10 protein-coding genes are annotated in these 12,507 nt (G+C 71.7%); 4 read left to right on the forward strand and 6 right to left on the reverse strand.

Translation table 11 applies throughout. The features are described 5' to 3' along the window. Positions 1-74 precede the first annotated feature (74 nt). Positions 75-944 (reverse strand): TIGR01459 family HAD-type hydrolase, encoded by an 870-nt coding sequence (locus ACFQUV_RS00795; RefSeq protein WP_129611007.1) that lies wholly within the window; start codon positions 942-944, stop codon positions 75-77. Between the two features lie 255 nt (positions 945-1,199). Here ACFQUV_RS00795 and ACFQUV_RS00800 point away from each other — a divergent pair, with 255 nt between their 5' ends. After that, positions 1,200-2,180: a transporter gene (locus ACFQUV_RS00800; protein ID WP_129611008.1), complete on the forward strand. Its 981-nt coding sequence runs from the start codon at positions 1,200-1,202 to the stop codon at positions 2,178-2,180. Between the two features lie 261 nt (positions 2,181-2,441). On the opposite strand, the gene ACFQUV_RS00805 is transcribed toward ACFQUV_RS00800, so the two are convergent. Beyond that, entirely contained in the window at positions 2,442-4,145 is a 1,704-nt protein-coding gene (locus ACFQUV_RS00805) for an EAL domain-containing protein (protein WP_129611009.1), read from the reverse strand. Between the two features lie 198 nt (positions 4,146-4,343). Here ACFQUV_RS00805 and ACFQUV_RS00810 point away from each other — a divergent pair, with 198 nt between their 5' ends. Further along, positions 4,344-4,541: a heavy-metal-associated domain-containing protein gene (locus ACFQUV_RS00810; RefSeq protein ID WP_129611010.1), complete on the forward strand. Its 198-nt coding sequence runs from the start codon at positions 4,344-4,346 to the stop codon at positions 4,539-4,541. A gap of 12 nt (positions 4,542-4,553) precedes the next feature. Here ACFQUV_RS00810 and ACFQUV_RS00815 read toward each other — a convergent pair whose 3' ends face one another. Together ACFQUV_RS00815 and ACFQUV_RS00820 are read right to left on the reverse strand one after the other, a co-directional pair. Next, on the reverse strand, positions 4,554-6,206 hold the full coding sequence (locus tag ACFQUV_RS00815) for a glycosyltransferase family 39 protein (protein ID WP_129611011.1): 1,653 nt from the start codon (positions 6,204-6,206) through the stop codon (positions 4,554-4,556). A gap of 271 nt (positions 6,207-6,477) precedes the next feature. Next, positions 6,478-7,818: an aspartate aminotransferase family protein gene (locus ACFQUV_RS00820; RefSeq protein ID WP_129611012.1), complete on the reverse strand. Its 1,341-nt coding sequence runs from the start codon at positions 7,816-7,818 to the stop codon at positions 6,478-6,480. 383 nt (positions 7,819-8,201) lie between these two features. On the opposite strand from ACFQUV_RS00820, the gene hisS reads away from it, so the two are divergent. Further along, the gene (gene hisS, locus ACFQUV_RS00825) at positions 8,202-9,584 is read left to right on the forward strand and encodes a histidine--tRNA ligase (protein ID WP_371851736.1); all 1,383 of its coding nucleotides are present in this window, start codon (positions 8,202-8,204) and stop codon (positions 9,582-9,584) included. A 212-nt stretch (positions 9,585-9,796) separates the two neighbouring features. Here the strand turns inward: hisS and ACFQUV_RS00830 are convergent, their stop codons facing one another. Continuing rightward, the gene (locus ACFQUV_RS00830) at positions 9,797-10,675 is read right to left on the reverse strand and encodes a DMT family transporter (protein ID WP_165364150.1); all 879 of its coding nucleotides are present in this window, start codon (positions 10,673-10,675) and stop codon (positions 9,797-9,799) included. A gap of 51 nt (positions 10,676-10,726) precedes the next feature. Continuing rightward, positions 10,727-11,611, reverse strand: coding sequence for a bifunctional DNA-formamidopyrimidine glycosylase/DNA-(apurinic or apyrimidinic site) lyase (gene mutM / locus ACFQUV_RS00835; protein WP_129611015.1), 885 nt, complete (start codon positions 11,609-11,611; stop codon positions 10,727-10,729). Positions 11,612-11,702: 91 nt separating this feature from the next. Here mutM and ubiE point away from each other — a divergent pair, with 91 nt between their 5' ends. After that, positions 11,703-12,473 carry a bifunctional demethylmenaquinone methyltransferase/2-methoxy-6-polyprenyl-1,4-benzoquinol methylase UbiE gene (ubiE, locus tag ACFQUV_RS00840; RefSeq protein ID WP_111388024.1) on the forward strand — a complete coding sequence of 257 codons (771 nt, stop codon included), beginning with the start codon at positions 11,703-11,705 and terminating at the stop codon, positions 12,471-12,473. Positions 12,474-12,507 lie beyond the last annotated feature (34 nt).

Genomic DNA, 12,507 nt, shown 5'->3' on the forward strand with positions numbered 1-12,507 from the left:
GCCGGGCTCGTCCCGGCCATGGGCGTTGGCGCTCCGGCGGCGGCGTCGGGAGGCGGACGCCGCCCCGCTCGCCGTCACCAGGCGAGGCGGCGGGTCACCACGGCGGGCAGCACCCCGGCCTCGCTGAAGATGGCGGCGAGCGCGCCGTGGTCGATGGTCTCGCGGCCGCCCAGCTCCTCGGCGTGGATGCCGGCGGTGACGAACAGGCAGTCGATGCCGAAGCCGGTGGCGCCGCGCAGGTCGGTGCGCACCGAATCGCCGATCGCCACCACCCGGTCGAGCCCCACCGGAGCGCCCCGTAGTGCTGCCGCGCGGGCGAGCGCCCGCTGATAGATCGGCCGATACGGCTTGCCCGAGAACAGCACCGCGCCGCCCATGCTCTCGTACAGATCCGCGACGGCTCCGGCGCAGTAGACCAGCCGGTCGCCGCGCTCGACCACGCGGTCCGGATTGGCGCAGATCATGAACAGATCGCGCGCCCGCATGGCGGCCATCAGGTCGCGGTAATCGTCCGGGGTCTCGGTCTCGTCGTCGTAGAGGCCGGAGCACACCGCGTAGCCGGCCCCATCCACATCGGCGAAGCGCACCGCCAGGTGGTCGAACATCGAGCTGTCGCGCTCCGGCCCGATGTGCAGCACGGGCTGGTCCCGGCGCGCCTCGATCTCGGCGCGGGCGACGTCGCCGGAGGTGACGATCACGTCCCAGGCGTCGCGCGGCACCTTCAGGGTGTCGAGAAACGATTCCACCACGGCACCGTCGCGGGGCGCATTGGTCAGCAGCACGACGCTACCGCCGCCGGCGCGGAAGCGCCGCAGCGCCTCGCAGGCCTCCGGAAAATGCGCGATGCCGTTGTGGATCACCCCCCACACGTCGCAGAAGGCGACGTCGTAACGGGTGGCGAGCGGGGCGAAATGATCGATGACGGGAGGGAACGGGATGCTCATGGGGGGCGGTCTAAAGCATTTTCCGGCGAAGGGGGACCCTCGTTTGGGCGGTGACGAGACAGCCCGCCCGTCATAGGCCGCCGGCGACGCTGCGCAGCCCGAGTGTGTTGTTCCGAGCACACCTTACCCGTTTTGGTAGGGCCATCGCCCAGGCCGCGCTCCGATTGCAGGTGCCAGGATATAGGATGATCGCGATCGGCCACGCACCGATCGTCGCGCCCCAATTGCCGGGACGCGGGCGCCCAGGAGAACGAGATGTTGAAACCCAAATCCTTGCTGATCGGAATCGGGGTCGCGGCCGGGCTGGCGGGCAGCGCCGCCGCCTACGAGCCGGGAGTCCACGAGGCGACCCGTACCGGCATCACCCTCGGGGTGCCGGCCGGCGCCTCGCCGCCGCCCGGCCTCTACCTCAACCTCAACACGTTCTACTACGACGTGAACATCGTCGACCGGAACGGCAAGAACTCCGGCATCCACGATACCACCGTCAGCAAGACCGCCATCGTCATGTGGGTGCCCGGCTGGCAGCTCTTCGGCGCCGCCTTCAACGCCTATGTGGCGCAGCCCTTCGTCTGGAACACCGCCGAGCTGCGGCCGACCGACACGCTGATCCGCGACGAGCTGGGCCTGCACAACACCTTCGTGTCACCCATCAACCTGTCCTGGACGCTGGGCAACGGCTGGTTCACCTCGGTCGGCTTCGGCTTCTACGCCCCGACCGGGACGGTGACCGACGCGCTCGCGGTGCTGCCACCGACCGCCGGCACCGGCGGCCCGGGCCTCGACTTCTGGACCTTCCAGCCGCGCTGGGCGGTCACGCATCTCGGATCGAGCTACAATTTCACGGCGAATTTCTACTACGAGATCAACACCAAGAACCGCCGCTCGGAGTACACGTCGGGCGATGTCTTCTATGCCGACGTCACGCTGACCCGGAAGATCGGCAAGTTCGAGGTCGGCCCGGTGGCGGCCGTGATGCTCCAGACCACCGGCGACACCGATCCGCTCGGGCTGTACACGACGCCGCCCTTCGATCCGATCGGCGACCGCCGCTCCAAGCAGGTCGCCCTCGGGGCGCTGTTCGGTTACGACTTCGGCCCCATGAAGCTGAACCTGATCGTCACCGCCGACGCCTATGCGCGCAGCACCGGCAGCGGCTGGCAGGCGATGACCAACTGGAGCGTCCCGTTGTGGACCCCGGCTCCGGCCGCCAAGCCGGCGCTGCTGCGGAAGTGACGACCGCCCGGCGCGCGCGGCACGCAAGAGCGCCGGCTCACGCATCATACGAATCCGGCTGTTCAATTCGGCGGTCATTCCGGAGCCGCGAAGCGGCTGTCCGGAATCCAGCCGAGAGTCAAAAGTCTGCCGCGGGACGACGTGTTTGGCTGGGTTCCGGGTTCGCGGCGCCCGGACGGCGCGACTCGCCGATCCGGGGCCGCGCCCCGGAATGACGGTGAACCGATCACCCGGGAACAGTATCATTTGCGGACCGCCCGCCTATTTGCGGGCCAGCATGCCGCGGGCGATCTGGGCCAGCACGGTGCCGGGATCGCGGGCCTGACCGGCCGCCGCCTGAGCCGCCTCGGGGGCGGCGGGGCGGCGCTCGGCCGGGCGGACCACCGCGGTGCCGGCAGGCGCCGGCGCCGGCACTGGCGGCCGCGCGGCCGCCTGCGTCGCGGCCGCCTGAATCCCGGCAGCCTGAATCCCGATCCCCGGGGCGGCGGCGAGCGCCCCCGGCGCCGCTGCGCCGGAGGCACCCGTGGGCCGGACCTCCAGAGCGCCGGCGAGATCGCCGATGCGGTCGGGTCCGCCTTGCAGCACCTCGGGCCGCACCGGCCGCGGCGGCGAGAACAGGAAGCCCTGGCCGAGCTTGACCTCGTAGTCGAGCAGATCGACCACGGTGGCCTCGGTCTCGATCCGCTCGGCGATCAGCTCGATCCCGTAGCGGCCGAGCAGACCGGCGAGGTCGGCCGGGTGGATGTCGGTCGCCGGCGCCGCCGTGCGGGCGAGCAGCAGTGCCGCCGACACCTTGACGAAGCGGAAGCCGCGGTCGGCGAGGTCGCGCGGCTCGAACCGCATGTCGCCGACATGGTCGAGCGAGAAGCGGAAGCCGCGGTCGGCCAACGCCGCCAGGCTCTCGCTCTCGATCGGACCGAGCCCCCGATAGGCGGCCTGCCGCATCTCGAACACGAAGGCCGGCGCCAGCGCCCGGTTGGCCTCGGCGAACTCGCTGAACTGCGGAAAGAACTCGGGGTCCGCCAGGGTCGCGGCCGAGATGTTGCAGAACAGCCCGATGTCGCGGTTCTTGCCGATCAGCCGCCGCACCACCTGGACACAGCGGAACAGCATGGCGTTGTCGAGCCGGGCGATCAGGCCGCTCGCCTCGGCCACCGGCAGGAAGTCGGCCGGGGTCAGCACGGTGCCGTCCGGGGCGCGCAGCCGCGCCACCGCCTCGTAGTAACGAACCTTGCGCTGCGGCAGCATCACCACCGGCTGGAGCAGGAGATCGATGCGGCCGGCCTCGACGGCGTCACGCACCACCGCCGCGGCGGCCTCGCGGCTCAGGCCGGCGAGCGCCCCGGTGGGGGGCGGATCGAGCACCGGCGCGGCGGGCGCGACGAGCGGGGCGGCCGGCGCAGCGACGGGCGCCGGCGCCACCGCCACGGTCGGGGCCGTCACGGCGGCAGTCGGGGGCACTGCGGGCGCGATCGCCGCCGAGGGATGCGCCACGACGACCGGGGCGGCTGGCGGCTCCGCCGGGCGGGCGGGCGCGTGCGGTGTCGCATAGGGGCTGCCGGGCGCGCCGGAGCGCAACAGCGTGTCGTGGGTCGCCACCGTCTCGGCGAGCTGGGTGAGCAGGCTGCCGAGCTCGCCGATCTCGTCGGACAGCGGCTTCGCGGCCTCCCCCACCCGGTCGAGCACGCCGTCCAGCCGGCTCTCCATGATGGCGACGCGGCGTCCCAGATCCATCACCTGGCGGGCGAGATCGGCGGTGCCGCGCGACAGGTCGGCCACCGGGCCGCTGCTGGCGCTCTGGCGCAGGGCGACGGCGTTGTAGACGGCGAGGCCCGTGAGGGCGACCAGCGACACGACTGCCGATTCGGCCCCGGACGTGCCGGCATACAGGTACATCAGGACGCCGAGCGAGCCGGCGATCAACGCCATGCAGAGGCCGACGAAGAACGCACCGAGGCGGGCCATGCGCAGCTCCGGGACCGGAAAAGGTGGCGGAACATCGGGGTGATTCGCCGCTCCGCCCCACTCTCGACAACCCCGGCAGGGGGCGCAAGCGCTCCGCCGCCGAACCAGGCCCGCGAGGGTGGACATCGGCGCCGCACTCCGGCACGACTCCCCTGCCCCCGAACGACGCTACCCTACCCGAGCGAAAGGCTGGAGCCCATGGTCAAACTCGACGTCACCGGCATGACCTGCGACGGCTGCGTCAGGGCGGTCGAGCGCATCATCAGGACGCAGGACCCGCAGGCGCAGGTGACCATCGATCTCGGCAGCGGCCGGGTCGAGGCGGCCACCTCGGCGACGGCGGCGACGCTCGTCGCCGCCATCGAGGCGGCCGGCTTCGGGGCGCGCGCCGCCTGACCGGCGCGGTGATCACCCGGGCGGCGGGGCGTCCGGCCGCGACGGTGCGGGCGGTGGCGGCGCGGGCGGTGGCGACGCGGGTGGCGACGCCCCGGCGGGCGGCATCGCGGCCGGCGGCAGGATGATCAGCGGCGCCCCCTCGGGCGGCACGATGGCGTATTGCAGCCGCACCGGCGCGACCTTGCCGCGGGCCTGGCGGGGCAGCGTGATGCGGCCCCGCACGGTGGCGCCCGGGAAGGTCTTCATCCAGCCCTCGACCAGCGGCTGGCCGTGCTCCTCCCACACCAGCAGCAGGCCCTGGCGGCGCACGTCGGCCATATCGATCCACGGGCTCAGCTCGGGCCGGCCGTGGACGATGACGTGCGGCCGCGTCGGCGCGTACACCGCGACATTGTTGGCGGCGAACTCGGTGCCGGCCACGTAGGCGAGCGGCCGCCCGGTCTTCTCGAAGAAGTCGCGCGAGACGATCTCGGCGAGCCGCCGGCCGGGGAACTGGGTCGCCTTCGGCCGGTCGCGCCAATAGGGCTCGACCTCCTCGACCACCACATAGACGAGCGGCATGGCGAAGAGAGCCGTGATGGCGGCCCCGGCAAACCAGCGCAGCCGCCGCTCCTCCGCAGGAGCGCCCCGCCAGGCCAGGACGGCGAGCGGCAGCAGATCCCACAGCGGGTAGCCCCACATGGCGACCGGCAGCCGGCCGAGAACGGTGGCGACCACGGTGGTGACCGCGAACGGTCCGAGCGCCATCCAGGCGAGATAGCGGCGATCGAGAGCCCCCGAGCGGACCACATTGGGATCGACGTCGCCGATCGTGAGAGGCGCCGCCGTCGTGCGCGCAATCGGGTAGAGCAGCGCCAGCAGCCCCAGCATCGGCAGCAGGAAGAGGAGCTGGCCGAGTCCCCACTGGAGCGGAAAGACGATGAACTGCCACCAGTGGTCGGCGGTCTTGGCCCGCGCGTCGACATAGCGGAACGGCAGGAAATCACTCTGGACCACGGCCCAGGCGTTCGGCGCGATCACCACCGCGAAGGCGAGCGCCATGACGTAGGGACCGGGCGTCCGCCAGGCTTTCCGCGCCTCGGCATCGACCAGGAGGAACAGGCCGAGCGTCGCGGCGAGCGCGAAAGCGGCGTATTTCGACCAGAAGGCCAGCGCCAGGAACACGCCCGCGAGGGCCCAGTCGAGCACCTTCTCGCGGGTCAGCGCCCGGTGGAAGAACAGCGCCGTCAGCGCCCAGAACGGCAACTGACACTGATCGTGGGCGAACTTGACGGCCGAGAAGTTGAGGAAGTGCAGACCTTCGAGGGCGAGCACCGCGAGAAGCGCCGGGAACGCCCCGACGATGTCGCGGCCGAGGCGCCACAGCACCGCCATCGTGATGGTCGCCGACAGGGAGCCGAGCAGATAGACGCTGCGCACGTCGCCCGTGAGCTCGTAGAGTCCGGCGGCCAGCCACCACGGCAGCGGCGGATGCTTCCAGTAGACGAGCTGCCATTCCTTGCCGAGCGCCAGATCCTCGGCGAGGTCGAGCTGAAGGTTGGCGTTGAGCAGCGCCGGCAGGAAGGTCCACATCAGGACGTGCAGCACGAGCACGATGGCGAGCACCTCGCCGGGCTCGCGGCGGGCGAAGTCGACCAGCCGCCCGAGGACACTGCGCTTGCTCATGTGAGTCTCCAAACGCCGACGCCATTCCTGACCTCTCCCCGCAAGCGGGGAGAGGTCGACATTCGCGCAGCAGGCGCGAATGTCGGGTGAGGGGGCGTCACGTGGATACGGCGGCGGGGGGGGGGGGGGGGGGGGGGGGGGGGGGGGGGGGGGGGGGGGGGGNGGCGGGCCCCCCCCGTCACGTGGATACGGCGGCGCCCCCTCACCCCGACCCTCTCCCCGCGCGCGGGGAGAGGGAGAGCCAGCGTCTTGCCACGACGAACAAAGACACTCATCCCACCGCCCTGATGGTTCGCGCCACCTTGTCGACGATCTCGCCGATCTCGTCCGCGGTGACGATCAGCGACGGCGACAGCGCGATGGTGTCGCCGGCGAGCCGGATCACCGCGTCCTGGCGGTGGAACGCCTCGTTCATGGCGGCGAAGCCGCGCTTGCCCGGACCGTCCGGATGCGGCGCCAGATCGATGCCGGCGGCGAGCCCGACGGTGCGGATGTCGAGGACGCCGGGCAAGCCCTTCAGGCTCATCACCGCATCGGCGAACACCGGCTCCAGCGCGGCGGCGCGCGCGAACAGATCCTCGTCGCGGTAGACGTCGAGGGTGGCGAGACCGGCCGCGCAGGCGAGCGGATGGGCCGAGTAGGTGTAGCCGTGGAACAGCTCCACCAGGTGCTCGGGTCCCCGCATGAAGGTGTCGTAGAGGCCCTTGCGGACGAGGACGCCGCCCATCGGCACGGTGCCGGAGGTGACCCCCTTGGCGAAGGTGATCATGTCGGGCTGGACGCCGTAGCGCTCCGCCGCGAAGCAGGGGCCGAGGCGGCCGAAGCCGGTGATCACCTCGTCGAAGATCAGCAGCAGGCGGTGGCGGTCGCAGATCTCGCGCAGCCGCTGGAGATAGCCCTTGGGGGCCGGCAGCACGCCGGTGGAGCCCGCCATCGGCTCGACGATGACGGCCGCGATGGTGGAGGCGTCGTGCAGGGCGACGATGCGCTCCAGCTCGTCGGCGAGATGCGCGCCCCACTCCGGCTCGCCCTTGGTGAACGCCTGGTGGTCGCGGCTATAGGTGGTCGGCAGATGGTCGACGCCGGCCAAGAGCGTGCCGAACAGCTTGCGGTTGGCCACGATGCCGCCGACCGAGATGCCGCCGAAGCCGACGCCGTGATAGCCGCGCTCGCGGCCGATCAGCCGGGTGCGCGAGCCCTCGCCGCGGATGGCGTGGAAAGCGAGCGCGATCTTCAGCGCGGTGTCGACCGCCTCGGAGCCCGAGTTGCAGAAGAAGACGTGGTCGAGATCGCCGGGGGCGAGCGCCGCGATGCGGGCGGCCAGCTCGAAGGCGCCGGGGTGGCCGAACTGAAACGCGGTGACATAGTCGAGCTCGGCCGCCTGGCGCTGGATGGCGGCGACGATCGGGTCGCGGTTGTGGCCGGCGTTGCAGCACCACATGCCGGCGATGGCGTCGATCACGGAGCGGCCGTCGGCGGTGCCGAGCCGCATGCCCTTGGCGCTGACGATCAGGCGCGGCGCAGCCTTGAAGGCGCGGTTGGCCGTGAACGGCATCCAGTAGGGTTCGAGGTCGTTCGGCACCCCGGCGGCGGTGTGCTCCACCTGTGACATGGGCGATCTCCTGGGCGATCTCCAAGGGGCGGTGTCCGGGCGACCCTCGGGTGAAACCAGCGGCCGTGCCGGGCCTGGCCGGTTCGCGCCGGACCGTAGCCGGAAACGCGGCGGGGCGGAACGGCTTGCCGGGGGCGGCCCCGTGGGCTATCGACGGCCGGCCCTATTCTCCGCTCAGTCCCGCGCAAGCGGGACTCCAGGCCCCCGCGCCGTGTGGCCCCTGGGTCCCCGCCGTCGCGGGGACGAGCGGCGGAGAGCCGGGCCTTCCGTGCATTCCCGATCCGGACTCGATCATGGCCACCGACAAGAAGACCAAGCTCAAGGCGCGGCTGCCGCGCGGCCTCGTCGACCGCGGCCCCGGCGACATCGCCGCGACGCAGCGGATGATCGACACCATCCGGGCCGTCTACGAGCATTACGGCTTCGACCCGGTCGAGACCCCGGCGATCGAGTACACCGAGGCGCTCGGCAAGTTCCTGCCCGACCAGGACCGCCCCAACGAGGGCGTGTTCTCGTTTCAGGACGACGACGAGCAGTGGCTGAGCCTGCGCTACGACCTCACCGCGCCGCTCGCCCGCCACGTCGCCGAGAATTTCCAGCACATCGCCCTGCCCTACCGGACGTATCGCTACGGCTGGGTGTTCCGCAACGAGAAGCCCGGCCCCGGCCGCTTCCGCCAGTTCATGCAGTTCGACGCCGACACGGTGGGCTCGGCCTCCCCGGCGGCCGACGCCGAGATCTGCATGATGGCGGCCGACACCATGGAGGCGCTCGGAATTTCGCGCGGCTCGTATGTCGTGAAGGTCAACAATCGCAAGGTACTCGACGGCGTGCTGGAGGCGATCGGGCTCGGCGGGCCGGAGAACGCCGGCCGGCGCCTGACGGTGCTGCGGGCGATCGACAAGCTCGACCGGCTCGGCGTCGAGGGTGTCCGCCAGCTTCTCGGCGACGGCCGCAAGGACGAGAGCGGCGATTTCACCAAGGGCGCGGGGCTCGGCCCCGAGGCGATCGAGGCCGTGGTGAGTTCGATCGTGCCCGGCCAGGCCGATCCGCAGCTCGCCGAGAATGCGACCGCGAAGGCCGGCATCGACGAGCTGGCCGCCATCGAGACCTTGGTGAAGGCGGCCGGCTATGGCGACGGTCGCATCGTGATCGATCGCTCCGTCGTCCGCGGCCTCGAATACTACACCGGCCCGGTCTTCGAGGTGGAGCTTCTGCTCGACACCAAGGACGAGAAGGGCCGCCCGGTGCGGTTCGGCTCGGTCGGCGGCGGCGGGCGCTACGACGGGCTCGTCTCGCGCTTCCGCGGCGAGCCGGTGCCGGCGACCGGCTTCTCCATCGGCGTGTCGCGGCTCCAGGCGGCGCTCCAGCTCATCGGCCGCATCGACACGACGCCAGCGCCCGGTCCGGTGGTGGTCACCGTGTTCGACCGGGCTCGCCTCGCCGACTACCAGGCCATGGTGGCGCGCCTGCGCGCCGCCGGGATCAGGTCGGAGCTCTATCTCGGCAACCCCAAGAACATGGGCAACCAGCTCAAATATGCGGACCGGCGGAAGAGCCCGTGCGTCGTCATCCAGGGCTCCGACGAGAAGGCGGCCGGCCAGGTGCAGATCAAGGATCTGATCGAGGGCGCCAAGGCGGCCGCCGCCATCGCGTCGAACCAGGAGTGGCGCGAGAGCCGCCCGGCCCAGTTCGCCGTCGCCGAGGACCGGCTGGTCGAGGCCGTCCGCGAGGTCCTGGATCGCCACGGCGTGCGCTGGGGGTAGGCACAGCCTGGTGTCCGGCGAATCGGCGCCACGCCGTCCCTCGCCCCGCGGAGCGGGGAGAGGGTGGCTCGCCTCGAAGAGGCGAGACGGGTGAGGGGCCGCAGCGTTGCGGCGAACTCGGCGCTTCGACGAGTGGCGACGCCCCCTCACCCGGATCGCTTCGCGATCCGACCTCTCCCCGCCGGCGGGGAGAGGTGAGGCCGGCACCACCCTCACCGGCGGAGCTGGAAGGCGAACAGCGACGCGATCATCACCGCCGCGCCGAGCGCCTGCACGGGCGTGAACAGCTCGCCGAGGAAGAGCGCGCTGAGCACGGTGGCGAGCAGTGGCTCCAGGTTCATGGTCAGCGCCGTCAGGAACGGCCCGATCCGCGTCGTCGACACGAACAGCACCGCGACGCCGGTCGTGGTGGTGACCCCGATCAGCACCACCCACAGCCAGCCGACGGGCCCGACCGGCGGCACGAAGTGCTGAAGCACGAGCGACGCCACGCAGAACAGCGCCGTGGTGACGAGGCCGGAGTACCAGGTGCTCAGGCGCGCATCGGCGCGCAGCAGCCAGACCCGGCTGACAAGCAGGACCGCGACCCGGCAGGCCGCCCCGGCCAGCGCATAGGCGATGCCGGCGAGGCTCACATCGCCCGGATTGGCCCCGATGGTCAGCGCCAGCCCGGCGAACGCCACCGCGGCGGCGGCGAGCCCGCGCCAGCCGAGCTTCTCCACCCCGAGCAGCGCCGCGGCGATGCCGGTGACCAGCGGGTAGCTGAAATAGGTGAGGATCGCCATCGGCACGGTCAGCAACTCGATGGCCTTGAACACGCAGAAGATGATGCCGGCGTAGAGCACCCCGACGGCGGACGCGACGCCCCGCTCGGTCGCGGTCAGCGGCACCGGCGCCCGGCCGAGGGCGATCCAGGCGGCGGTCAGCCCCACCCCGAGCAGCGACCGCACCGTCGCGATGGTGAGCACGTCGGTGCCGGCCGCCAGCGCCAGCTTGGTGAAGATGTCGGCCCCCGCGAAGGCCACCGCGGCGACGAGCCCGGGGCCGTAATCGTGGAGCCTGCGGCCGAGGTCGGAACCGGAGGGGAGCAAGGGACCTCGCAAACGGCCAGGCACCTCCCCCGAGGAGGCCGGCGGCCGACTTCACTTTTGGCACACCGTGCAGAAGAAGGTCGAGCGTCCCGACTGGACGATACGCCGGACCACGCCGCCACACCCCGGGGTGACGCACGGCGCACCCTCGCGGTCGTAGACCCGGAAGCGATGCTGGAACAGGCCGAGGGTGCCGTCGGTCTGGCGGTGGTCGCGCAGCGAGGAGCCGCCGGCCGTGATGGCGTCGGCCAGCACCATCTTGATCGCCTCGACCAGGGCGACCGCCCGCGGGGTCGGCACCCCGCCGCGGCCGACCAGCGTGCCGGCCCGCCGCCGCGGCGACAGGCGGGCGAGATGCAGCGCCTCGCACACGTAGATGTTGCCGAGCCCGGCCACCACGGTCTGGTCGAGCAGCGCCGCCTTGAGGGGCGCCGCCTTGCCGGCCAGCGCCGCCGCGAGCTTCGCGGCGTCGAAGCCGGGGTCGAGCGGCTCCGGCCCGACCGCCCGCAGCAGCGGGTGGGCGTCCAGCTCGTCCGCCGCCACCACCAACATGAGGCCGAAACGGCGGGGATCGTTGAACACCACCCGGGCGCCCGACGACATCGCCAGCACCACGTGGTCGTGCGCCAGGTCCTCGGAGCGGGCGTGGTAGTAGGCGCCCGGCACCGCCGCCGCGCCGGCCGGCCGCTCGATGCGGAACGAGCCCGACATACCGAGATGCATCAGCACGACGTCGCCGGTCGACAGCTCGGCCAGGAGATACTTGGCGCGCCGGCGCAGCGCCGTCACCGTGGCGCCCTCCAGCCGGAGCCGGAAATCGTTGGGGAAAGGCCGCCGCAGATCGGGCCGGCGCAGCTCGACCGCCCGGATGGTCGCCCCCTCCATTACCGGAGCGAGGCCACGCCGGACCGTCTCGACCTCGGGCAGCTCAGGCATGGGGGAAACCGGGCGGGATCATCACGTCGGAGAGATAGCGCCCCCGCGGCTCGCGCGCTATGGTCCGCCGCCCGAAAGGACCTGCCGAGCCATGACGCCGACCACGACCGACACCGCCGAGACCCATTTCGGCTTCCGCACCGTGCCGCTCACCGAGAAGCAGGCGCTGGTGGACGACGTGTTCCACACGGTGGCGCGCCGTTACGACCTGATGAACGACCTGATGTCCGCCGGCCTGCACCGCGCCTGGAAGGACGTTCTGGTCACCGCCGTGAACCCGCCCAAGAGCGACCGGCCGTTCCACCTGCTGGACGTCGCCGGCGGCACCGGGGACATCTCGTTCCGCACCGTCGAGGCCGGCGGCGCCGGCACCCGCTCGACCGTCTGCGACATCAACACCGACATGCTGGAGGTCGGCCGCGAGCGCGCTTTTCAACGCGGCGTCGAGGATGTGGTGGAGTTCGTCGAGGGTAACGCCGAGAGCCTGCCGTTCCCGGACCGGAGCTTCGACGCCTACACGATCGCCTTCGGCATCCGCAACGTGCCGCGCATCGAGCGGGCGCTGGCCGAGGCCTACCGGGTGCTCAAGCCGGGCAGCCGCTTCCTCTGCCTCGAATTCTCCACCGTCGACGTGCCCGGCCTCGATACGCTCTACGACCTCTACTCGTTCAACGTCATCCCGCGGATCGGCAGCATGGTGGCGGGCGACGCCGAGGCGTACCGCTACCTCGTCGAGTCGATCCGCAAGTTCCCGAAGCCGAAGGTGTTTGCCCGCATGATCGAGGACGCCGGCTTCCGCCGCGTCGACGTCCGGCTGATGACCGGCGGCATCGTGGCGCTGCATTCCGGCTGGCGGCTGTGAGGCGCTCGTGGTTTGCGGCGAACCACCACGTTCG

The organism is Rhodoplanes sp. P11 (assembly GCF_964266735.1).
In the GTDB taxonomy this organism is placed as follows: domain Bacteria; phylum Pseudomonadota; class Alphaproteobacteria; order Rhizobiales; family Xanthobacteraceae; genus Rhodoplanes; species Rhodoplanes serenus.

Excerpts from the sequence above, each read along its gene's own strand:
- ACFQUV_RS00795 (WP_129611007.1), bottom strand. The coding sequence starts at position 944 with ATGAGCATCCCGTTCCCTCCCGTCATCGATCATTTCGCCCCGCTCGCC.
- ACFQUV_RS00800 (WP_129611008.1), top strand. The coding sequence starts at position 1,200 with ATGTTGAAACCCAAATCCTTGCTGATCGGAATCGGGGTCGCGGCCGGG.
- ACFQUV_RS00805 (WP_129611009.1), bottom strand. The coding sequence starts at position 4,145 with ATGGCCCGCCTCGGTGCGTTCTTCGTCGGCCTCTGCATGGCGTTGATC.
- ACFQUV_RS00810 (WP_129611010.1), top strand. The coding sequence starts at position 4,344 with ATGGTCAAACTCGACGTCACCGGCATGACCTGCGACGGCTGCGTCAGG.
- ACFQUV_RS00815 (WP_129611011.1), bottom strand. The coding sequence starts at position 6,206 with ATGAGCAAGCGCAGTGTCCTCGGGCGGCTGGTCGACTTCGCCCGCCGC.
- ACFQUV_RS00820 (WP_129611012.1), bottom strand. The coding sequence starts at position 7,818 with ATGTCACAGGTGGAGCACACCGCCGCCGGGGTGCCGAACGACCTCGAA.
- hisS (WP_371851736.1), top strand. The coding sequence starts at position 8,202 with ATGATCGACACCATCCGGGCCGTCTACGAGCATTACGGCTTCGACCCG.
- mutM (WP_129611015.1), bottom strand. The coding sequence starts at position 11,611 with ATGCCTGAGCTGCCCGAGGTCGAGACGGTCCGGCGTGGCCTCGCTCCG.
- ubiE (WP_111388024.1), top strand. The coding sequence starts at position 11,703 with ATGACGCCGACCACGACCGACACCGCCGAGACCCATTTCGGCTTCCGC.